The following is a 23,250-nucleotide window of genomic DNA, read 5'->3' as shown; positions in this document are numbered from 1 at the left end:
TGCATGAGCGATAATACGAAAAACATCACCATCAAAGGGCTCTTCTGGAATGCCTTAGACCGTTTTGGGAACCAGGCCATCGTGACGGTTGTGGGCATCATTACGGCGAGGGTAATCAGCTCGGAAGATTTTGGTGTTATTGGGGTCTTGATGATCTTCTCGACCATTGCGACCGCTTTTGTGGATAGTGGCTTGGCCACCTCGCTCGTGCGCACCAAACAGGTGAATGAACTGGACTATTCCAGCATGTTTGTCTTTAACCTTTGGGTTGCAGGCTTCTTGTACCTGATTCTGTTCTTTTCCGCCCCCTATATCGAGGAATATTATGCCATCCCGAACCTTACCCTCTATGCGCGTGTGCTGTTCCTGCAATTGCTCGTCCATTCCCTGGGTATTGTGCAATATGTTAAGATATTAAAGAATTTTCAGTTTAAAATAACCGCACGCATCAATGTGATTGCGATTTTTCTATCCGGTATTGTGGTGGTGCTGGTTGCTGTGTTAGGATTCGGCATCTGGGCGCTCCTCTTGCAACAGCTCTTGTACTCGTTCTTTCGGACGATTATGCTGTGGTATTGGGGCGATTGGAAGGTGAGCCTGAAGCTGTCCTATGCTTCCTTAAAGCAACATGTGGCCTTCTCGCTGTCTTTTATGGTTGCCAATATGTTGGGTAAAGTATTGTCGCCTTTCTATTATTCTTTCCTAGGGAAGCATTTCAGTATTCAAGATACCGGCTATTATTACCAGGGAAACAAATGGGGCGAGACGCCGAACCTGCTGATCTCTTCCATTATTCAAGGCACCACGCTGTCTACCCTGACGCCTATTCAGGATGATTATCCTCGGTTTTTAAATGCCTGCCGAAAGACGATGTCGACCCTGGCCTTTGTCCTCTTTCCGGTCAGTATATTGGCTATTGCTGTGGCTAAGCCTGGGTTTATTTACTTTCTGACGGATAAATGGCTGACTTCGGTGCTCTATTTCCAGCTCTTATGCTTCGCGGGTTTGTTCATTTCGCTGGCCGATATGAATGTGAACTTCTTGAATATTAAAGGGAAATCGCAATATGCGCTAGGTTTGGAAATCGCCAAGGTTTCCTTAGCCATTATTGCGCTGTTATTGACCTATACACACGGTATTATTTATATTATTTACGGGCAAATTGCTGTCCGTATCCTGGTTTACCTGGCTACAGCCTTAATGAGTGGCAAAATCTATGGCTATCACCTTTGGGCACAGCTTAAAGACCTCTTGCCTTCCTTCGGGATCAGCTTGTTCGCCGGCGTATTGGCCTATTTGCCGTTGTATTTTGAACTCATTTCCCATAATTTGCTGTTGGTAATCTGTCAAAGCCTTATCTTCGTAGCGGTTTATATCAGTATCAACCAGTTGATCAAACAGGTGATATGGATGGAGATACTGGGAATGCTGAAAAAGAAATTTGCTAAATAGTTTTCATGGAATTAGTTGCACAAGGAAATTGGGTGGGGTATCAAACTGTTTTTTATCATGAAAAAACAGGTGCTTTCGGAGAAGATATTCATGCGGTCATCGATTATTCCAATTTGGAAATCGATACGGAAGGCTTAGCGGCCTATCTGGATTTCGGCTATGCGGTATTTGGGCATACGGCCGTAAAGCATGTGAAATTCCTATTGCCCAACCAAGCTTTATATAGTGATGGCAAGCAATTGAAGGTGCTGGATCAAACAGATACCATCAGTCAGAAGCTTGCCCAGCGCAGTCATGAAGATGATGTGATGCAGCTTATTCAGCAAAGGGTGAATACCTGGGCGAATAGTTTTCCTGAGAACATCCTGATTCCGACTAGCGGTGGTTTCGACTCCCGTTTAATGAATGTGCTGCTTGACGATAAGTCGCGTATCCATGCCTATACCTATGGCACTTCCTTTAATCAGGGGGCATCTCGCGAATCGGTGTATGCCGGTTTATTGGCCGAGCGCTTGGGTACCACCTGGCAACGCATCCCTTTGGGTAAGTTTAATGGCTATATGGACGATTGGTTTGATCAATTCGGCCCGGCTGTGGGGGCATCCGGAACTTACCATATCGAGTTTTATGCAAAAATTAGAAATCTAGAGAACCAGGCGAAGTTAGGCTTGCTCAGTGGTATCATTGGGGATGCCTGGGCTGGTGCTGTCCACGTCCCGGAGATTCGCTCTGCACGTGAGTACCGCACGCTTGGTTATACGCATGGCATGAGGGCGGATTCGCAACGAGCCATGAATATTGATTATACCGGATTGGCCGAGCAGCAGTTCGACCGGATGAAGACGGATCTTCAACATCCTGAATTCCGCATTATTACAGCCATGCGCACGAAGATGATGCTGTTGCAATACCTTATTGCTGTGCCATCTAGGATGGGGTTCCCGGGTTATTCGCCCTTTGTGGAGGAGGACGTGGCCTTGGCCATGCTGAACCTGCCGCAGGATAGAAAGCAGGATAGGGCCTGGCAGCGAGATTTCTTCCGCAAGCAAGGGCTGCTGTTTGAAGAGGAAAAACATAATTATACTTACCAGAATTCCTTAAACTACTATTCGCTGTTGCATGAAGAGTTGGCGCCTTTGGATGTTAACTTATTGCGTGAAGTGATGCAGGTGGATTATCTGGAATGGATTAATCAAAAGATTCAACATATTGGCCGTAAAGAAAGGCTGTTTCAAACGCTGATGCATACGCCGAAGGTGAAGGGTGTTCTGAAGCTATTTGGCGCGAAGAATGAGCTGTTGGCTGCATATTTTGCGTATATTACCATTAAACCTATTGAAGCTTTATTGTTAAAGAGAAATGCAAGCATCACAAAAGCATAGATTCTTATTCGTTGGCGACGCAGTGTTGCAGTCGGAGCCGGAGATTTCGGAAGAACTGCGCGCGCAATTGTACGCGGCGGAAATACGCTCTTGCAATGTAGAAGCGCCTTTAAGAGGTTTCGGAGCGCCTATTAAGAAAACAGGCCCTTTAGTGGCACAGGATCCGAAAGCCGCTGACTGGCTGATTGCTGCAGGCTTTAACCTATTCCCGATGGCCAATAATCATATTTACGACTTTGGACCCATCGGCATGCTGGAAACCATGGAGGCTTTCCCGCAGGATGCCGTATTAGGGGTAGGAGAAGAGGAGCAGGCTTATGAGATGCTGGTCAAAACGTTCGATGATGTGAACTATGGCTTTTTAGCCTATGGTGAAAATGGCTATGGCGCTATCAATGGCGATCGGGGGATCGGGCATGCCTGGATCAACCATGCACGGGTTCCAGCGGATATCCGTCGCTTTAAAAGCCTGGTGGATGTGTTGATTGTGCAGGTGCATGCAGGCGTGGAGCTTTTGGATGTGCCTATTCCGGAATGGCGCGCTAAATATAGACAATTGATTGATCTGGGTGCCGATGTGGTTATTGCCCACCATCCGCACGTAATGCAGGGTATCGAAGAGTATAAAGGCAAATTAATCTGTTATAGTTTAGGGAACTTTTATTTTGACTACCCAAGCAATCATCCTCAATGGAATACCGGGGCGATGCTGACCTTGGATTTCCAACATAAGCAACGCGTAGGCTACGACTTCCAGGTCATTAAAAAGGATGGTCAGCAACTCAGCTTGGAGGAGGAGTCGGTTTCTGCGCTTTGGCTAAAGAATCTCAATGAGAAGTTAACGGCGGAGTCTTATATTGATTATGTGACCCAAGCGGCTGTGAAAGATTGGGAACAACACCATGCGGGCTACTATGCTAAGGCGTTCAATGGGGTATCTAGCTACAGTTTAAAAGCCTTATTGAAACATGGAAAGCGCTTGTTCTTTAATCGGGGGATAGATTACAATATGCTTTGGCATAATCAGTTTATAGAAAGCAACAAATGGCTCGTAGATAGAGCCATTCGGTATAAGTTTAAGCAGGAAAATCCCGAAGATTAGATCACGGTAATCTGGCTGCTGAATTCTTTTAAGCTAGGGTGTTTGGGGTCTAAATCGGTCACCAAGTAATTGATGTCCCGTAATGGGGCAACCCGCATCTTCTGGTTGGAGTTCAATTTCTCTACAATACTCAATACGCCTAGTTTCTTAGAGCATTTGATCATCGCCTTCTTGATCTGTACAACTTCCCAGTCGGAATCCGTAATCCCTTCCTCTACGGAAAGACTATTCGTACCTAACAGACAAAGATCCACACGTATTTCTGATAGGGCATTGATGACCTGCGATCCGGATACAATATTCGTATTACGCGATAGGTGTCCGCCTAATAGAATTACTTCCAGATTCTCCTTCTCCGCTAATTCCAGGGCTACTAAGGGGCTGATGGTGAAGAAGGTGCATTGGATATCCTTAGGCATCAAGCGCGCTAATTCGATCATACTGGTACCTCCGCCAACTAATACCGTCATTCCACTTTGAATCAGGGATATCGCTTTGCTGGCGATCTCTTTCTTGGCTTCTTTGGCATATACTTGATTATCCTGGAAGGGATAATGAAAAGATTTGGACAACGCGCCTCCATATACCTTTAGCACCTGACCACTTTCTGCCAGCTCATTTAAGTCGCGGCGGATGGTATCCTCTGATACGTTAAGTTGTACACTTAAGTCGGAGGAAAGCACCTTATTGTGGATATTGATTTGGTGAATGATATAAGCCTGTCTTTCTTCTTTTAACATAATTTATTTTTGATTAGGCTGTAAAAATATAAAATTAATAGGAACTAAAGACTAAGTCGGTGAATCTGTAGGAGATTCGCCCGATGATTGATCTTTTTTAGCTTCCTGTTCTTCAACTTTCTTCGGTAAATTACTTGCTTTAAAGCGTGGGGTAAATCCTTTCGGCTTTGCTGCTACTGGTGTTTCTGCGGTTTCCTCGCTAGCTTTTTCTTCGGCTATAGGCGAGGTGCTAGGTGCAGGTTCTTCCACTTTCTTTGGTAAGCTTCCTGCTTTGAAGCGGGGGGTAAATCCTTTCGGTTTTACTGCTATTGGTGTTTCTGCGGTTTCCTCGCTCGCTTTTTCTTCGGCTATAGGCGAGGTGCTAGTTGCAGGTTCTTCCACTTTCTTTGGTAAGCTTGCTGCTTTGAAGCGTGGGGTAAATCCTTTCGGCTTTGCTGCTATTGGTGTTTCTGCGGTTTCCTCACTCGCTTTTTCTTCGGCTATAGGCGTGGGGCTAGTTGCCGGTTCTTCGGCTTTCTTAGGTAGATTACTTGCTTTAAAGCGGGGTTTAAAACCTGCAGGTTTGCTGGCTGCTGGTTCTGAAGCCTCGGTTGTCGGGCTAGCGGAAGGGACTTCCTCTACAGGGGTACTTGCTGCTTTAAACCTTGGCTTAAAGCCTGTAGGCTTAGGTGCTGTTGATGGACTGCTTTCTTCGGCCTTCGCAACTGAAGGACTTGCCTTAGTTATTGCAGGGCTTGCTTTCGCAGCTACAGGGCTTGGTAGCTCCACTTCTACCAAATGATAGCTTTTGCGTAATTTGTTGAACCAGAACTTCTTGCTGTGGTCAAAACTCTTCTCGCCCATTAATGCATAATGGGATGCAAATTCATCGTACAATTGGGGCTCTGCTTTTTGTAAAGCGCTTAGATCAATTTTTTTCTTCGCAAAGAAATCAGCAAATGTCTGCATATACAAATGTACGTAATAGGCATTAAATTATTGCCATCGGAAAAAGCCTTTTCCTATTCCCATGATAGGCCTAACATAAAAGGGCTGCATCCATGGATACAGCCCTTTTATGTGATACTTTAGCTTCCTCAGCTTAGTCCATATTATGGTAAACAGCTTGCACATCATCGTCCTCTTCGATCTTATCGATCATTTTAAGGACGTCTGCGGCTTGTTCTTCCGATAGGGAAGTATGCGATAGGGCAATGCGTTCTAACTTCGCAGAGCTCACCTCAATACCCTTCTCTTCCAGCAAACGTTGCATGTTTCCAAAGTCTTCGAATGAAGTTTGTACTACCACTACATCGTTTCCTTCTTCGTCAGCCTCTACATAGAGTTCTTCCAAACCACCATCGATTAATTCCAGTTCCAATTCTTCCACATCCAATTCCTCACTTGCCGGGAAACGGAAAATAGATTTACGGTTGAAGATAAAGTCTAGGGAGCCTGTTTTTCCTAAGGAACCACCAGATTTGGTGAAATAGCTACGGATATTCCCTACAGTTCTATTGGTATTGTCTGTTGCGGTTTCAATCAATACAGGAACACCATGAGGGCCATAACCTTCATAAACATATTCCTCATAGCCTTTGGAGTCTTTTTCTGAGGCGCGTTTAATAGCGGCTTCCACGCGGTCTTTAGGCATATTTACGGCCTTCGCGTTTTGGATGGCAGTACGTAAGCGGGAGTTGTTTTCCGGGTGAGGACCGCCTTCTTTTACGGCCATGGCAATCTCTTTACCTAGGCGTGTGAACTGAACGGCCATTTTGGCCCAGCGTTTAAATTTTCTTTCTTTTCTAAATTCGAAAGCTCTACCCATGTTAATTTAATTTTGATTTCAGATTTGCTATCATGTCTGCACACATTGCTTTGAGATCAAAGGTTGGTTGCCAACCCCAATCTTTTCTTGCTACTTCATCATTAATGCTTTTAGGCCATGAATCAGCAATCGCTTGGCGCGGGTCATGCTCGGCATACGAGATTTCAAAATTAGGAAGAATTTTTTTAATTTCTTCGGCTATTTCTTTCGGTGTGAAGCTTATTCCGGCTAAATTATAGCTCGAACGGATGCTTAGGGCTTCGGCCGGCGCGTCCATCAGTTCGATAGTACCGCGGACAGCATCGTCCATATAGAGCATCGGTAGCTCGGTGTTTTCTGATAAGAAGCTGGTATATTTTCCTTGGCGAAGGGCTTCAAAGAAGATATGTACGGCGTAGTCGGTCGTGCCTCCTCCCGGTTCTGTGCGCCAGGAGATAATCCCCGGATAGCGAATACTACGGATATCTAAGCCATAGCGGTTATGGTAGTATTCCACCAAACGCTCGCCGGCCAGTTTACTGATACCATAGATGCTGTTCGGATCCATGATGCAATATTGGTCAGTGTTTTCTTTTGGCGAGTGCGGTCCAAAAACCGCAATAGAACTAGGCCAGAAGATTTTCTTAATCCCCATTTCTACGGCGAGATCCAATACGTTCAACAGGCCATTCATGTTCAGGTCCCAGGCTTTCTGCGGATACTGTTCTCCCGTTGCCGAGAGCATGGCGGCCAATAAGTATAGTTGAGTAGGTTTGTATTTTTCGATTAAGTGGCGAATCCCATCTTTATCTAAGACATTTAGGATTTCAAATTGTTCATCTTCGGCAATTTCGTGGGGAGCGCGGATGTCGGAGGTGATCACATTTTCTTTACCAAATTTAAGGCGTAAAGCGGCTGCTAATTCAGAGCCAATTTGTCCGTTGGCTCCAATCATCAAAATGCATTCTTTCATTGCTGCAAAGCTATTATTTCTTTCGTTTAATATATCGTAAACAGTTCCTGTTTTTCTTGGGGCGAAATTAGTAAATAATTGCCTGCTAATTACTAGGAACCATGATTTTACGCAATCGAATGTGTTGCAAAAAAGGCCCTAAAGCCCTGTTTTTACCGTACATTTTCTCCGAAAAATCAATTTCTCAACGAAAGTACACATTCAGATCCTTTTCCATCTCTTGCTGATTTTGATATATTGTCAATGAACTCCTGCAAATACTGAATAAATTTCACCGATATTTTGATCCTGTTGAATAATATTTTGCAGACTGCCGGAATGCTTAGGAATTGCTAAAATTAATTGTAAACATTCCCTTTTATTTAGTATGTTTGCTTCCTTAGATAAATTAATTAGAATCTATATTAACTAAAATTTAAAGCAAAATTTAAACTATGAAAGTTGCAGTAGTAGGCGCAACAGGACTTGTTGGGTCAGAAATGTTGACAGTATTAGCGGAACGTAATTTCCCGGTTTCAGAGTTAATCCCCGTAGCTTCCGAAAGAAGTAAGGGTAAGGAAATTGACTTTAAGGGAAAGAAGTATAAGGTTGTGACGCCTACTGAAGCTATTGCACTGAAGCCAGATGTTGCTTTATTCTCTGCAGGCGGTAGCACTTCTACCGAATTTGCACCCTTATTTGCTGAAGCTGGTATTACGGTAATCGATAATTCATCGGCTTGGCGTATGGACCCGAGCAAGAAGTTAATCGTGCCTGAAGTCAATGGCGATGTATTGGAAGCCAGTGATAAGATCATTGCGAATCCAAACTGTTCTACCATTCAAATGGTGGTTGTAATGAAGCCTTTGCACGAAAAATATAAAATCAAACGCGTCGTAGTTTCTACCTATCAGTCGGTAACAGGTACAGGTGTAAAAGCCGTTGACCAGTTAATGGATGAGCGTGCGGGTAAGGATGGTGAAAAAGCCTATCCATACCAAATCGATTTAAACGTGATTCCACATATCGATGTGTTCCAAGATAATGGTTACACGAAAGAGGAAATGAAAATGATCCAGGAAACCAACAAGATCATGGGCGATGACTCGATTAAAGTAACGGCGACTACAGTACGTATCCCGGTTATGGGTGGACACTCGGAATCAGTAAACATTGAATTTGAAAATGAATTCGATCTTGCTGAATTGAGAGCAGCTTTGGAAGCGCAGGAAGGTGTAATTGTGGTAGATAACCCAGCAAAACTGGAATACCCGATGCCGAAAGATGCACACGGAAAGGATGAGGTTTTTGTAGGCCGTATCCGTCGTGATGAGTCTCAACCGAAAACTGTGAACCTTTGGGTTGTAGCAGATAACTTGCGTAAAGGTGCTGCTACGAATGCCGTACAGGTTGCTGAATTATTACAGAAAAAAGGATTAATCTAAGCAAGTATACTTGATAGGAAAAGGCTGCTCCATGAGCGGCCTTTTTTTGTGTACAAGCTTTAGGCGCCTTAAAATGGGAAGCCTTCCGACTGTCTATAAGTCAAACGGGTCTAAGCCAGCGGCCAAGCCATACTTGCAATACCAGCCATAAAGCCGGCCACTGTAACCCTCAAAAACCTGTTCCAATACCTAGTCAACAAAAAAGCGCGAAGATCATCTCTTCGCGCTTTTTTATATTGCTTATGCTTGCCTGCTTATCTTACAGGAACAAACTTCCAGTTGTCATATAAGTATCCACCGCTGCTGTTGCTACCTGTAGTGATATAGCCTGTTTTGTCTAAGGCAAATCCTACGCCTTGCTCGCGCGCCACTTCAAGAGATTGGTGTTTGTCAGTCCAAGTATCGTCAACAGGGTTATATTTCCATACACCCCCTACAACGCCTGAAGTTGAACGACCGCTTACTACATAACCAAAGTTATCGATAGCGAAAGCGCTAGCTCTAGAGCGTCTGATATCTTGAGTATCCGATTTGATGTCTTTTAATTGCTTCCATTCGGTACCGTCGAATGACCAGAATTCTTCAGGCACATTTCCTGTTCCACCACCTACGTATGCTTTACCATTGATTACGAAAGAGAAGGCATATGCTTTCTTATCTGTAAATTGAGGCGCACGTGAACCTGTAAGGGCAGTCCATTTTTTAGTCGTACCATCAAACTCGTAGAAATCACTTAATAAGGTTTCGTTACGTGTAGATCCTAAACCAACATAAGCTTTATTGCCGATGCTGAAGGCTACTGCACCGTAGCGAGCTTGACCTGGGAAATCGTCGATTTTAGTCCACTGATTTGTTGTAGCGTCGAATTCGTAGAAATCTTTTAACGCATCTGAACCGTTTGATCCTAAACCGTAATAACCTTTATTATTGATAGCGAAACCAACAGCACTGTGTCTTGCTTCACCTTCAAAATCCTTTTTCTTGGTCCAGCCTTTGCCATCAAAAGCGTAGATATCGCTGATTGTTTCACCTGGTTTTACCCATCCACCAACTACGTAGGCTACATTGTTTAGGGTAAAAGTCGATGCGCCAATGCGTGGAGCACCTGAAAATACCGTAGCTCTTGTCCATTCTGTAGGCCCATTATCTATTTTATTATCGGTATCCTCGTCTTTTTTACATGAATTGAAGGATGTAATTGCAATAACGCCGACTAAAAGTAATACAAGCCAGTTTCTCTTGTTCATAAATTATTTAAATTTTGTATATACGATGTTTAATTTCACTAAAGGTTGATTGTTCTCCGTAGCTAGAATACTGGTATTCCCGCTGCGAAGCAACTCTGATGGCGACAAAGATAAAAATAAAGATTTATCTTGGGCACCTTCGTCATTCGCACTGCGAATATATTGAATCATATTGAACACATAGCGTCCTCTACGACCCGTATTGTTTCCTGGGATATAACCACCCGTTTGGTAGCTGTTACCAAATGGAGTCATCACATAATTTACCGGGATATTGTTGTTCGCAATAAATAAGATCGGGGTTTGTGCTGGAATGTAATGCCCGAAATGGGACGATTCAAGCTCAATTATTAATTCGGCCTTATTGATGGCGAAGCCTGGCGTACGCATAAATTGCGCTAAACCCGGGAAAGAAATCTTCGTGGCAATACCTGCTCCACCTTGCACGAAGGAAACCCCTTGTGTTTGGGAAACCGGCTTCGGACGGTTAGCTTTTAGATCGGCGAACATAGTGCCCGAACGATCGGCGTCCATTTGGTTATATTGCACCGAGCGATCGCCCATCTGGAACGATTTTACGCCTGTCTTTTTCAAACCATCGGTACCCATGTACGAGTAATTTACATTCACTTGCAGGGTATCTGAGAAACCAACGATCGACTTGCTATTGGCATCTGGTACCAATACCATACCTTTAAAGTAGTCGTTGAAGTTGGCGGCTGAATTTAAAACGTAGTCTGCGGTTTTAATTTTCTGGAACAATTCAGCACCTAAGGCATCACTTAAGCGAATTTGAACCGAGTCGCGCTTGTGCATGTAAGGTAAAAACGATACAGAACCCAATGCATTCGCATCGTAGGCAAAATTCTGATGTCCAAAGATGGAAGCACCGGAAATATAAACTGGATTCGGAAAACCTGGCATGCTACTGTTAATTGTTGTAGTCTCTAACGCTTTTGTTAAGCGATGTGCTACAATGGTCATGCTTTTGGTGGTGTCACCAAAGCTATAGCGGCCGTATGAAGGGCGTAATATCAAGTTAATGGAGTCGAATTTCGCGGAGTTCGGAAGCTCACCCGAAAGGTTATAAGGAAGAATCCGGAAATAGGAGGATGCTGTTAAGCTGCCAATCGGACCTTGCTGCACTTTCCCTACCAATAGTCTTCCTGTTCCTGAAGTTGGAATGTTCGGCATCAAAACAGTCGCTACCTCGGCAGTTAATGTATCTGAGGAGGATAGGTTTAAGTTCTCGATGTTCTCATTATTTAATGAGATGGACATGTCTTTATCGCAGCTCGCGAAGAAAAAACATACGCTCAAACTTAGGGTAACAATGGAAGTTAATCGTAAATATTTAATCATAAAATCAGCAATCATGCAAAAGTAATGAAAGGGAACTGTTAATCAGTGTTATATTTTGTTAAAACTGCCCCTGAACCTATGCCGTGCAAATCTACTAATTTAAATTTGTTTTAATTATGTTAAAAAAGTATAAAATATTGATACTGGCCATTATCCTAACAGCCGGTGGAATTACCCTGGTATTAAGTATTTGGTTGTATGGAAGCTATCAAAACCGGAAAATGTATTTCCTGGGAACGGCCGATCATTTGCTTTTTGATGTGATTCAAGACTTCTATCAAGAAAACGAAGAAGCCTTGTTAAAGCGCGATCAGGTACAGCCTATGGACCGTATCGATTCCTTGGCCAGTGCCCTGCAAGCGCGCTATCCGCAATTGAACAAAGATAGCCTGAGCCAATTATTGGCACAGAATGGCGTGCAAAAGGATCCCCTGGCGGAAGCCTTGGCTGCCAGTAAGCGTGGCAAGTTCTCCGGCAGAAGACTTTCTAAACACCTGATCTCCACGATGGCCATCCGCAACATCAATTGGGATGCCCAAACCTTAGACACCTTAAGCAACCGCCTGCGCTTGGCCTTGCAGGCTCGGAAACTCTATAGTCCGTTTGCTTTAAAAATGGTAACCCTAACAGGCCTAGACTCCGCCGATCGTGATCAGCTGTATAAGGAACGGTATCGGGCTTTTAAAACCCGCCCCATTTCCATCGACCCGCAGGAAGATCGCTATTTGGAGATCGATTTTAAAGACCCTCGATTCTTCCTGATCTTTTCTATCGGCTGGCAATTGTCCATTTCCATTTGCCTAGTGTTTGCCCTCATCGGCACCTTCTTTTACCTCTTGGCCACCATTAAAAAGCAAAATCAATTGGCCATGTTGCGCAAGGCCTTCGTAAATAACATGACCCATGAGCTGAAAACACCGGTATCCACCGTGATGGCCGCTGTGGAATCTATTCAGCGCTATGGTGCGATGGAGGATAAGGAACGCATGAACCGCTACCTCAACATTTCCAAGCATGAGCTGGAGCATCTCTCCAACATGATCGAGCGCGTGTTACAAGTGGATATCGCAGAAACCAATGGCATAAAACTAAATAAAACAAATTTCAACCTCGTTATGCTCATCGAGGAGTGCATGGAAAATGCGCGTCTATTTTCCAAAAAACCGGTAGACTTCCATTTGCAGTTGCAAACCAAGGAAACGCAGCTCTTTGCCGATCAGGCCCACTTGAAGAATGTCTTGTCCAATTTATTCGACAATGCCGTAAAATATGCTGGGGAGACCGTTAAAATTGATGTAATTTTGAGTGAAGAAGCTGGTAACTATAAGCTCCAGATTCGTGATAATGGCCAAGGCATCCCGAAAGCATATGTAAAAGATATCTTTGATCTCTTCTTCCGGGTACCCTCTGGAGATATCCACGACGTGAAAGGCTTTGGCTTGGGATTAGCCTATGTAAAACAGGTAATCAACCAGCATCATGGCCATATTGCGGTGGAAAGTGAACTGGGGGTTGGCAGTAATTTTGTAATTAGCATAGCAAAAGAAGGGGCATGACGAATATCCTGTATGTTGAAGATGAAGAGAGTTTAGCCATGATTGTTTCCGATAGTTTGGAATCGCATGGTTTTATGGTTAGGCATGTGCCCAATGGGCAACAGGCCCTCTTGTTTCACAGCAAATACAGACCCGACATTATTGTGCTGGATGTGATGATGCCCTTAATGGATGGCTTTACCGTGGCCAAGGAAATCCGAAAAACAGACCTGCATACCCCCATTATTTTCTTAACCGCCCTGACGCAAACCGAGGATGTGGTGAAAGGCTTTAAAATTGGCGGCAATGATTATGTCCGCAAGCCGTTTAAAATTGAAGAACTCATTGTACGGATTGAGGCGGCTTTAAAGAAAACAGGGCAAGGCATGTCTAGCAGTAAATTCGTGATCGGTGATTACACCTTGGACGCAACGAAAAATATCTTATATTACGGGGAACAGACCGAAAAACTTTCCTATCGGGAAGCCGAGCTGTTGAAACGGCTTATTGAAAGCAAGGATAAGGTATTGCCTCGCGATGAAATTATTCGCACCTATTGGAGCAATGACACCTATTTTACCGGACGTAGCTTGGATGTTTTCATCAGCCGCATCCGAAAGTACCTGGCCGCCGATGAGCGCATCAAAATCACCAATATCAGAGGGGTAGGCTATATGCTTTCCCTCGAGTAATTGCAAAAAAGGAATAGGATATGAAAGCACTAATTATCGTTGATGTACAATATGATTTTCTACCAAACGGCACGCTCGCCGTGCCCAAGGGCGATGAAATTATCCCCATCATCAACAACCTCCAAAAAGAATATGATCTAGTGGTGGCCACCCAAGATTGGCATCCCGCCAACCATAAGAGCTTTGCCAGCCAGCATGCAGGGCAAATTCCCTTTGAAGTAATTGATTTGAATGGCTTGCCCCAGGTGCTATGGCCCGACCATTGTGTGCAGGGCTCCTTTGGTGCCGAGCTTGCCGAAGACTTAGAGGCCCATGCCATTGAAGCTATCTTCCGCAAAGGCATGGATCCGGAGATTGATAGCTATAGCGGTTTCTACGACAATGGTCGCCGAAAACAAACCGGACTCGCGGGTTACTTAAAAGATCGTGGAGTCAGCGAGGTGCATGTCTGCGGCTTGGCCGCCGATTATTGTGTGTTCTTCACGGCCATGGACGCCATAGACGAGGGTTTCAAAACCAGCATTATTTCCAAAGCCACCAAGGCCATTGATAAGGGCGCCTTTATGGAAAAGAAAAACGAATTTATACAAAAAGGAGGGGCTTTAATTTAGCCCCTCCCTTGTTTATTAACGTGGTCTGCGTCCGCCCCGTGGCCGATCGCCCCGTGGCCGATCGCCCCGCCGGCCTTCCGCCCCGCCGCCATCAAACATCATCTTACCCCCAAAATTCCGAAGGTTGTACGTGAAACTTAAGAGAAAATAACGATTCAGTGTGTTCGATGTCGTGCTGGAAACCGCCGTTTCCGATACGTTCCTATTCACGTTGGAGGCATTGTTTAAAATATCGAAAGCCTTAATGCCCAACTCTGCATTCTTCTGCTTAAAGAGCTTATAGCCCAAGGAGGCATTCCATACGCTGGCCGAAATCCCTTTACTATCGCCCACACCCGAATTATAGAGGTAGGCAAAGTTCGAATTGAAAACCATGCGTTTTAAAAATTCGATGTTCAGGCTATTGCTTAAACGATGGGTATACTGCATAAAATGTGTGGTGCGGGAGGTCGGGTTATCCGTGAAATTCACATTTGCCCCGTAGTTTAAACCGATGATGATTTCACGACTAAAGTTCGTGAAGATCCCGATATCCTGGTTAAAGCCGTAGCGATAATTCGGAATCAACTGGTCGTTCTGGTAAACATAATTCCGATTGTAGAATAAGCGGTTGTTCGCATTCAGGTTAATTCCCAATTTCTTAATCTGTAGGCCATAGCTATTGGATGCGCGTATGGAGAAAACTCCGTCCACATTCACGGGTACCGTATATTGCCCCCCGGCTCCCAAAATCACATCGTCAAAAAGCTGCACCGTGGTATCTGTAATGAATACCGAATTCACAATCTTATCGTTGGTGTAATTAAAGTCCAAGTTGCTATTAAAGCTTCGGCCGTTCTGTCTATTGATGTCCCGGTATTGCAGGCGGAAGGTATGGTTGTATTCCTGGTTCAAGTTCGGGTTACCATTGCGAATGTTCAACTCATTGGATACATCCACAAAATCTTGAAGCTGGTTAATGTCGGGGGTATTGGTTGCCGTATTATAGTTAAATTCAATACTGCGCTCGCGGGTGAAATAATAGGCGGCGGTTAGCTCGGGCAAGAAACTGCTGAAATCGGCCTTGGTTTTCTGGTTAATCGGAAAGGTACGGTCATTGATGCGTATGCCATGTTGGTAGTTCATGCCCAGCTGTATACGTAGGGTATCGCGCTTATTATAGCCAATGGAGGCCCCTACATTATGGAAGTTGAAATCGTTTTGAAACTCATTTGACAGGCGCTCATTCAGTTCATCATATTGGCCGGTTTCCGCTAAAAATTCCATGGTCTTGCGGTCTGAGTAATTACGTGTATTGCGGAAGTTATAGTTTGTTTGCAAGCGGGTATATTTAGCGAGCCTATGGGTATAGCTAAGGCGGGTATTAAAGCCTGAGCCGTAGCCATTGGTTAAGCTCTCGCGGTTGTTGGTGTCTCTGCGGGCTAAAACGGCATCTTCATAATACTCGTTAAAGGCCAAGGTTTTGCCAAAAGCATCGTTACTGCTCTTATTGCCGTTGAAATTGATGGAGATCGTTTGTCCCGGATGGCTTAGGCGACGCATGTACGTGAGGTTACCGCCAAAGCTTACACTGCTGTTGTCGCTGCTGTTATTCCGATCCGATTTATTCAAAGGGTCTGTTTGCCCAATCGTGCGGGAACTGAGGCTGCTGTTGATATTGCTGTTACTGGTATAGCTGATGTTCGGATTAATATCCAGTTGATTTAAACTGTCTATTTTCCACTTGATGCGCGAGGCAAAGCTATGGGAAATGAGTCCACGGTTCGATTCCTGTGTCTGGTTTTGGAATTGATTAGCTCGCTCGGTCAACAGGTATTCAATATCCGAGATGGAGTTGACCCGGGTATCCGACTTGCGGAAAGAGTAATCGCTGTTAAACTCCATTTTATCCCCCAGCCAGGTATTGCCATAATTGATAGCGCCGGCATAGGTGTCAGAAAGTCCACGGTCGGTATTGTTATTTCCGCGGCGCATGCCGCCCATGCCTTGTTCGGCGAAGTTGGTTTCATTGATGTTGTTGCCCATGAAATTGACGCCGAGCCGTTGATTGCCGTTAAAGGCATTCATGTTGGTGCTCAGGGCGAATTTATCCGAATCGCCTTTTCCTCCATTGGCTCGGCCAAAATAGCCTTTACGCTTGTCGGGCTTGGTCACGATATTGATGATTTTATTGCGTTTCCCATCGTCAAAACCCGAGAAGCGAGCCTGCTCGCTTTTTTCATCAATAATCTGTAATTTATCTATGATATCGGCGGGCAAGGTCTTTAGGGCCACCTTTGGGTCGGTGCTGAAGAATTCCTTGCCGTCTACCAGAATCCGTTTCACGGGTTCGCCATGGGCTTGCACATTGCCTTCTTCATCAATGATTACCCCCGGCACCTGGGCCACCATTTCATTGGCATCGGCATATTCGCGGGTGGCAAAGTTGCGGGCATTAAATTCCACGGTATCCCCTTTCACGGCTGCCAGTGGCGGCGCGGTCACTTCAATTTCTTCCAATTGAATTTCGCTGGGTTCTAATTCCACATCATAGCGAATAGGTTCATTTCCGATTTGGATGGATTTGGCCGTCGATTTAAAACCTAACAAGCTACTGCTGATGCGGAACTGCCCTTGCGGTGCTTTGTCTATACTGAATTTTCCCTCACTATTGGTCTTGGCCTGCATCAGCACGGAGTCTTTGCGGTTCAATAGCTGAATCGTTACGTTGCGCAAGGGGTTGTTGTTGGTTTTATCGACAATGCTGCCGGTAATTTTCTGCTGTGCTTGTGCTGAAAACGCAAGAATTAGGCTTAAGAATAAGACAAGAGGGAGTCTCATAAACTGGTCTTTATATTTTTCAAAGCGCCAATATCAAGAGATTTTTTGATATGTGTTTAGCCATAACGAAAAAGATACATTTAGGCACTGTGCATAGAAATGGGTATATTTGCCTTCAAGTCTAAATGAAAGAGTCAACCATCAGCAGAAAAGAACGTATTTTGCAAACCGCCATGCAGCTGTTTGCCGATAAAGGATACTTAGATACCTCCACCAAAGAAATTGCCGCCAGTGCCGGTGTTTCCGAGGCCTTGATATTTAAGCATTTCGGCAATAAAGATGCCCTGCTGTCGCATATCGTAAAATCAGGCTACCGCAAGGTGCTGATGCATCATAAGGGGATGATGACCTATAAAAATGCGAAGGACTTCTTACGCCATATGGTTATTCTGCCAAGTGAATTGGTGGCCGACGATCCACTCTTCTGGAAATTACAAGAACGCCTTTCGCATCATGCCTTTTCCAAAACCCAGCACGAGCTCTTTATTAAGCCGGTACAGCCTATTGTACTCAAGGCGTTTAAGGAGTTAGGCTATGCCCAACCGGAATTGGAAACCCAATTTTTATTGCTAATTATCGACATGCTGTGGAAGAAAGAAGCCTGCGGTGATATTGCCAATGCCCATGAATTGGCCATGCTGATTGAAGAAAAATACCAGCTTCGCTAACTGCGTGTTTATGCATGTTTCAATATAAATATGCATAACTATTTCGTTTTCTACCATAAAATCCCGTATTTCGTAAGAAATTACCTTGATGATGTTAAAACGTATAGTAGCTTGTGGACTATTGACTTGTCTTTTTTCGGCAGGTGCATTTGCACAAAAAAGACCTGATTTTGTTCCATTTATCAATCAGAAACACGCATGGGTAGACTCGGTATTTAATACCTTGAGTCCGAAAGAGAAAATTGGACAGTTGTTCCTCGTGCGGGCCCATACCAATTTGGGTGAGAAATATATTGACTCCGTTGCGAAAGTAATCCAAAAAGAACAGTTAGGTGGCTTGGTGGTGTTCCAAGGGGGACCCGTGCGCCATGTAAACATGTTCAATAATTACCAGAAAGTAAGCAAAGTGCCTTTGCTTATCACCTTTGATGGCGAATGGGGATTAGGCATGCGCATGGCCGATTCAACCATTTCCTATCCGTATCAAATGACCCTAGGCGCCATTCAAAATAACAGCCTGATCTATGATATGGGTCGCCAAATTGCGAAAGATTTTCTACGCCTGGGCATGCACTTCAACTTTGCACCCGTTGTAGACATTAATAACAACCCAAAGAACCCGGTAATCAACTTCCGCTCTTTCGGGGATGATAAACAAAATGTAACCAATAAGGCCAAAGCCTATATGGATGGCATGGTGGCAGGTGGCATTCTAGCCTCCCTAAAACACTTCCCGGGACATGGCGATACCGATGTGGATAGCCATTATGATTTACCCCAATTAAACTTTGATAAAAAACGCCTCGAAGAATTGGAAATGTTCCCTTTCCGCGAGCTGATAAAAGCTGGTGTACCATCGGTGATGGTTGCCCATATGAATATTCCGGCTTTGGATGCTACTCCGAATATCCCTTCGTCTATTTCTAAGAAAGTGGTGACCGATGTGTTGCGCAATGAATTAGGCTTCAAAGGATTGACCGTGACTGATGCGATGGACATGAAAGGCGTGAAGAAACACTTCCCGAACGGCGAAGCGGATGTGATGGCTATTGTTGCCGGGCATGACTTGCTGGAGGTTTCTGAAAATAGCGCTCGCGCCATCGATTTAATTGAGAAGGCCATAAAAAGCGGCCGAATTAGTCAGGCGGATCTGGATGCGCGGGTGAAAAAAGTATTGGCCTCCAAACTTTGGTTAGGCTTAAATAAATACCAAGCGACTTCTACCAAGCAATTGTATAACGATTTGAATTCAGCAAGTTCCAAATCTTTGGTGCAACGCTTGGCCGATGCTGCGGTGACGGTTGTAAAATCAGACCGTGCTTTACGTCGCTTCGATGCCAAACGCAAAACGGTAATCGTGAGTGTAGGTATCGATAAAGCACAGGCTTTTGAAACGGGTATGGCTAGCCAATTAAGCGATTTCGATCAGCTATTTATTCAAGGCAAAGAAACCGAAGAAGAATTGGATAGCTTATTGAAGATTGCGCGTGACCACCGTCAAATCATCTTAGCCATTCATGATAACCGTTCCAGACCACGCAGCGAGCTGGAAGTAACCGAGCCTGTGAAAAACTTTATCGATAAATTGGCGGGCCGTCGTACCATATCGGTGATGTTCACTAACCCTTATGCCATGAACAGTGTAGACGTCATGCGCAGCGGATCGGTTATTTTAACCTTTCAGAACGATGATTTTATGCAGCGCGCAGCCATTAAGTTGTTCACCAAACAGCTGAAAGCAAGCGGCAAATTGCCTGTTACCATCAGCAAGCAGCTGAAATTTGGTGCCGGGTTATAGGTAAGAATTTAATATGCAGTTTTAGTAAATAGTAGAGGCCTTTGTTCGGGTCTCGAAATGGAAAGCCTTCGTTGAATATAACGGAGGCTTTCGTTTTTTAAGGGAATACAGGTAGACCCTTTAGAAACAGGTAAGGAAAGGCTTTTGACCTCTTTATTTGTATTGCTTTTTTATTCCCTTTTTATCTCCCTTTCACTTCCCTTATCAAAGGGGATTGATACGGGTGAGAAAGGGATGTGAAAGGGGTGAGAAAGGGGTGGGTCTGAGCGGATAGCTATGAGATGTGAGATTTGAGATAGGAGAGCTTGGCGCTAAATCTTTCGTGCCATCTTGCTGCTTTGGCCTCCTTCGTATGTAGACGCTTTTATGAGGCAAAAAGGAAAGGATGATTTAGGGCTATGGGGATAAATAAAACGGGGAAGCTGCTGCTTTTTATTGATAAATAAGGGACAGCCTAGCGCATCTGGATTTTTAAATTCATTTGAAATCAGGATTGTAAAAGTAATCCTTTAAAGAAAAGACGGGTTAATTTACGAATGCAGCTCGAAAAGCGGTTTATTCTTTAAAAAGTCATATAAATGAAGCTTCATTTTTTATTGCTAAAAGAAAGATTAATTTTGCTTTCCATAGATCAATTATAATGGCACAGGAGCAGATTTCTATTTTTGACATGTTTAAAATCGGGATTGGACCATCCAGTTCCCATACCCTTGGCCCGTGGCGTGCGGCACAACGTTTTGTGCAGGTATTGAAAGACCAAGGGGTATTAGCGCAGGTGGAGCAAGTGAATATCTTGCTGTATGGCTCGTTGGCAAAAACCGGCGTTGGCCACGGTACAGATATCGCGGTTTTATTGGGGCTTTCGGGAGATGATCCGGTGACTTTTGATGTGCATGATGTGATGCCGAAGGTGGAGCGCATAAAAACACAGAAAAAGCTAAACCTCGGTGCGGAACAAAACATCGATTTCTGCTATACAGAAAACCTGTTGTTTTTATTTGATCAAAGTTTACCTTTTCACCCCAATGCGGTGACTTTCCAAGCCTTCCTAAACGATGGAAAGGCCATCAGCGAAACCTATTACTCCATTGGGGGTGGTTTTGTGGTGCAGGAGAATGATTCGGAAAGTGTGCTTTCCGAGGTGGATTTAACCTTCCCGATTGATACCGCCCAAGAGCTTATGGTGGCATGTATGCGTACCGGCTTGAAGATTTCCGAATTGGTGATGGAAAATGAAACCGCTTGGCGCCCTGAACAGGAAACCCGCCAAGGGGTATGGAAGATTTTTGAAACCATTCGCGATTGTATCTACAAAGGATGCCATACCGAAGGGGTATTGCCCGGCGGACTACATGTGGAAAGACGTGCCGCCAAGCTGAACAAGCGCATGCTGAAAGGCCGTAGCTATAGCGACTTCGATAGCTGGGTGGAAGCAACGCGTGCGGGTGGTCGAGACTTCGGTTATATCCTGGATTGTGTGAGTTGCTTTGCCCTGGCCGTGAATGAGGAAAACGCCTCCTTCGGTCGTGTGGTGACGGCGCCTACCAATGGTGCAGCGGGTGTTATTCCGGCCGTATTGCAATATTATATCGTGTTCCACGATTGTTATAACGAAGATAAAATTATTCAATTTATAGCCACCGCCTCCGAAATAGGCTCTATTTTTAAAAAAGGAGCCACCATTTCCGCAGCAATGGGCGGCTGCCAGGCCGAAATTGGCGTCTCCTCGGCGATGGCCGCCGGCGCCCTGACCGAATGCTTGGGCGGATCGCAAAGACAGGTGCTGATGGCGGCAGAAATTGCCATGGAACATCACTTGGGCTTAACCTGTGACCCTATTGGCGGCTTGGTGCAGATTCCTTGCATCGAACGCAATACCATGGGGGCTATTAAAGCCATTACGGCGGCACAGCTGGCCTTACAATCGAATCCGGACAAGGCGAAAGTAAGTTTAGACGCCGTGGTGAGCACCATGTGGGAAACCGCACAGGATATGAACGTGAAATACAAAGAAACCGCCGATGGTGGCTTAGCGATTAAAGTGTCGTTGAGTTTGCCGGAGTGTTAGTCTTTTCTGGAAAATAACCTTTTCCAAGACTTACTTTTTATATCTTTGTGCCTATGATTCAGTATTGTGCACTAGCTTCCGGGAGTAATGGGAATTGTTATTATGTAGCGAAAGAAGATACCGCCATTTTAGTGGATGCCGGTATCAATAACAAACATATTCACCTGCGCATGGCAAGCCTGGGCATTATGCCGAGCTTGATAAAAGCTATTTTCATTACCCACGAACATACCGATCATATTCAAGGGCTTTCTGTTTTTGCCAAGAAATACCAAATCCCCGTATTTATTACCGAAGGGAGCTTGAAAGGCTCGCGCTTAAATCTGCCCGATCATTTAGTTCGCCTTATCCTTCCGCATGAGGTGGTGCAAATCGGACCCCTAACCATCTATGGCATCCCAAAATACCACGACGCCAAAGAGCCCTGCAGCTTTATGGTATCTGATGGAGAGGTAAATATTGCGGTATTGACCGACCTTGGGCGGGTATGCGATAATGTAAAAGTAGCCATTCGTCATGCCGATGTGCTGATGCTGGAATCGAATTACGACGAGGAGATGCTTCAAAACGGGCGCTATTCCTATTACCTTAAAAATAGAATCCGCAGCGGTTGGGGCCATATTTCTAACGCCATGTCTTTGGCGGCTTTTTTAGAAAACCGCAGTCAACGCTTGAAGCATTTAATATTGGGACACCTTTCAGGCGAGAATAACCGCATTGAACTGGTGCATGAAACCTTTGCCCCGCATTGCGAGGGCATTAAACTATCCATTGCCAATCGTTATGAACATACGCCTATGTATACTTTGCAAAGCCAACAAGCAAGCGTAGCGCAGGTTTTTGTATACGAGGAGCTTACCTATGAAGCAAGTATTGTCTTGAAATCTTCGTAAGGTTTTCGATATATAAATCAAAAGTATAATCACTTTTACTTTCTTTTTGAAATATTTCTGAATAGTCTATATTTGCAGGTAATATTCCTAAATGGCTGACGCTGTACATATTACTGATGATGCACTTGTCGCCCTGATTCATCAGGATCAATTGCAGGCCTTTCATACCCTTTATGAGCGGTATAAAGCTGCTATGCTGGTTTTTGCGGCCCAACGGGTAGACAAAGTGATTGCGGAGGATTTGGTGCAGGATGTGTTTTTAGGGATATGGAAGAATAGAAACCAATTAACCATTGCCGAAGAAATATCGGGTTATTTATTTAAAGCCTTGCGTAGCCGTATTATCGACCACATGTCTAGAGATAGCCATGCGAAGAAATACCTGGATTCTCTGGATGCTTTTTCCTATCAGTTTACCTCGGCCGATGCCAAAATTCGGGAGGAGCATTTTATGCAAAAATTGGAGGAATTGCTGACCCGCTATGGGCCGCAGTATCAGAAGATCTTGAAAATGCGGATGGAGGGCTATTCTAACCAGGAAATTGCGGATGCTTTAGGCCTTTCTGAAAAGACCATACGAAACCAGACCTGGTCTTTAATGAAGTTTTTGCGCTCAAAACTATCCAACGCGCTTCTTATTTTATTTTTTTAGGGACAATTACGAAGGATAACCGTTTAATGGTTGAGCAGGTAAACT

19 protein-coding genes are annotated in these 23,250 nt (G+C 44.6%); 12 read left to right on the top strand and 7 right to left on the bottom strand.

Features of this window, described 5'->3' with window-relative positions; all coding sequences use genetic code 11:
• Positions 1–3: 3 nt before the first annotated feature.
• From GQF63_RS07195 to GQF63_RS07185, 3 genes are read left to right on the top strand one after another with little or no spacing between them, the layout of a single operon-like run.
• Positions 4–1,452, top strand: coding sequence for a lipopolysaccharide biosynthesis protein (locus GQF63_RS07195; protein ID WP_160368533.1), 1,449 nt, complete (start codon positions 4–6; stop codon positions 1,450–1,452).
• A 5-nt stretch (positions 1,453–1,457) separates the two neighbouring features.
• Positions 1,458–2,834, top strand: coding sequence for an asparagine synthetase B family protein (locus tag GQF63_RS07190; RefSeq protein WP_160368532.1), 1,377 nt, complete (start codon positions 1,458–1,460; stop codon positions 2,832–2,834).
• The gene (locus GQF63_RS07185; RefSeq protein ID WP_160368531.1) at positions 2,812–3,936 is read left to right on the top strand and encodes a CapA family protein; all 1,125 of its coding nucleotides are present in this window, start codon (positions 2,812–2,814) and stop codon (positions 3,934–3,936) included. Before GQF63_RS07190 ends, GQF63_RS07185 begins: the two co-directional genes overlap by 23 nt.
• Here GQF63_RS07185 and GQF63_RS07180 read toward each other — a convergent pair.
• The 4 genes from GQF63_RS07180 to GQF63_RS07165 form a co-directional block, all read right to left on the bottom strand.
• Entirely contained in the window at positions 3,933–4,676 is a 744-nt protein-coding gene (locus tag GQF63_RS07180; protein WP_160368530.1) for a DeoR/GlpR family DNA-binding transcription regulator, read from the bottom strand. The genes GQF63_RS07185 and GQF63_RS07180 overlap by 4 nt on opposite strands.
• A 51-nt stretch (positions 4,677–4,727) precedes the next feature.
• On the bottom strand, positions 4,728–5,624 hold the full coding sequence (locus GQF63_RS07175) for a hypothetical protein (RefSeq protein ID WP_160368529.1): 897 nt from the start codon (positions 5,622–5,624) through the stop codon (positions 4,728–4,730).
• Positions 5,625–5,757: 133 nt separating this feature from the next.
• Positions 5,758–6,483: a YebC/PmpR family DNA-binding transcriptional regulator gene (locus GQF63_RS07170; protein ID WP_160368528.1), complete on the bottom strand. Its 726-nt coding sequence runs from the start codon at positions 6,481–6,483 to the stop codon at positions 5,758–5,760.
• A gap of 1 nt (position 6,484) precedes the next feature.
• Complete coding sequence (locus GQF63_RS07165; protein WP_160368527.1) at positions 6,485–7,435, bottom strand: NAD-dependent epimerase/dehydratase family protein; 951 nt, start codon at positions 7,433–7,435, stop codon at positions 6,485–6,487.
• 434 nt (positions 7,436–7,869) lie between these two features.
• Here GQF63_RS07165 and GQF63_RS07160 point away from each other — a divergent pair, with 434 nt between their 5' ends.
• Positions 7,870–8,859, top strand: coding sequence for an aspartate-semialdehyde dehydrogenase (locus GQF63_RS07160; protein WP_160368526.1), 990 nt, complete (start codon positions 7,870–7,872; stop codon positions 8,857–8,859).
• A 254-nt stretch (positions 8,860–9,113) separates the two neighbouring features.
• On the opposite strand, the gene GQF63_RS07155 is transcribed toward GQF63_RS07160, so the two are convergent.
• Both GQF63_RS07155 and GQF63_RS07150 read right to left on the bottom strand, forming a co-directional pair.
• On the bottom strand, positions 9,114–10,106 hold the full coding sequence (locus GQF63_RS07155; protein ID WP_160368525.1) for a Kelch repeat-containing protein: 993 nt from the start codon (positions 10,104–10,106) through the stop codon (positions 9,114–9,116).
• A 3-nt stretch (positions 10,107–10,109) separates the two neighbouring features.
• Positions 10,110–11,387, bottom strand: a complete 1,278-nt coding sequence (locus GQF63_RS07150; protein WP_160368524.1) for a DUF4270 family protein — start codon at positions 11,385–11,387, stop codon at positions 10,110–10,112.
• A 197-nt stretch (positions 11,388–11,584) separates the two neighbouring features.
• Between GQF63_RS07150 and GQF63_RS07145 the strand changes: the two genes are divergently transcribed.
• The 3 genes from GQF63_RS07145 to pncA are packed head-to-tail and all read left to right on the top strand — an operon-like array spanning position 11,585 to position 14,306.
• The gene (locus tag GQF63_RS07145; RefSeq protein ID WP_160368523.1) at positions 11,585–13,024 is read left to right on the top strand and encodes a sensor histidine kinase; all 1,440 of its coding nucleotides are present in this window, start codon (positions 11,585–11,587) and stop codon (positions 13,022–13,024) included.
• The gene (locus GQF63_RS07140; RefSeq protein ID WP_160368522.1) at positions 13,021–13,695 is read left to right on the top strand and encodes a response regulator transcription factor; all 675 of its coding nucleotides are present in this window, start codon (positions 13,021–13,023) and stop codon (positions 13,693–13,695) included. The genes GQF63_RS07145 and GQF63_RS07140 overlap by 4 nt, the downstream gene beginning before the upstream one ends.
• Positions 13,696–13,715: 20 nt before the next feature.
• On the top strand, positions 13,716–14,306 hold the full coding sequence (gene pncA, locus GQF63_RS07135) for a bifunctional nicotinamidase/pyrazinamidase (RefSeq protein ID WP_160368521.1): 591 nt from the start codon (positions 13,716–13,718) through the stop codon (positions 14,304–14,306).
• Between the two features lie 15 nt (positions 14,307–14,321).
• On the opposite strand, the gene GQF63_RS07130 is transcribed toward pncA, so the two are convergent.
• Positions 14,322–17,126 (bottom strand): TonB-dependent receptor, encoded by a 2,805-nt coding sequence (locus GQF63_RS07130; RefSeq protein WP_160368520.1) that lies wholly within the window; start codon positions 17,124–17,126, stop codon positions 14,322–14,324.
• Between the two features lie 125 nt (positions 17,127–17,251).
• On the opposite strand from GQF63_RS07130, the gene GQF63_RS07125 reads away from it, so the two are divergent.
• The 5 genes from GQF63_RS07125 to GQF63_RS07105 all read left to right on the top strand — a co-directional run bounded on the left by GQF63_RS07125 (position 17,252) and on the right by GQF63_RS07105 (position 23,205).
• Positions 17,252–17,794, top strand: a complete 543-nt coding sequence (locus GQF63_RS07125; protein WP_160368519.1) for a TetR/AcrR family transcriptional regulator — start codon at positions 17,252–17,254, stop codon at positions 17,792–17,794.
• Between the two features lie 91 nt (positions 17,795–17,885).
• Entirely contained in the window at positions 17,886–19,592 is a 1,707-nt protein-coding gene (locus GQF63_RS07120) for a glycoside hydrolase family 3 protein (protein ID WP_160368658.1), read from the top strand.
• Between the two features lie 640 nt (positions 19,593–20,232).
• Positions 20,233–21,660: an L-serine ammonia-lyase gene (locus tag GQF63_RS07115; RefSeq protein WP_160368518.1), complete on the top strand. Its 1,428-nt coding sequence runs from the start codon at positions 20,233–20,235 to the stop codon at positions 21,658–21,660.
• A 53-nt stretch (positions 21,661–21,713) separates the two neighbouring features.
• Entirely contained in the window at positions 21,714–22,553 is an 840-nt protein-coding gene (locus GQF63_RS07110) for an MBL fold metallo-hydrolase (RefSeq protein WP_212592488.1), read from the top strand.
• Positions 22,554–22,644: 91 nt separating this feature from the next.
• Positions 22,645–23,205 (top strand): sigma-70 family RNA polymerase sigma factor, encoded by a 561-nt coding sequence (locus GQF63_RS07105; protein ID WP_160368517.1) that lies wholly within the window; start codon positions 22,645–22,647, stop codon positions 23,203–23,205.
• Positions 23,206–23,250: the final 45 nt, after the last annotated feature.

It is taken from the genome of Sphingobacterium humi (genome assembly GCF_009768885.1).
GTDB classification, from domain to species: Bacteria; Bacteroidota; Bacteroidia; order Sphingobacteriales; family Sphingobacteriaceae; genus Sphingobacterium; species Sphingobacterium humi.
Note: the sequence above shows the minus strand (reverse complement) of the source record. Positions and strands in the feature narration are given on the sequence as shown.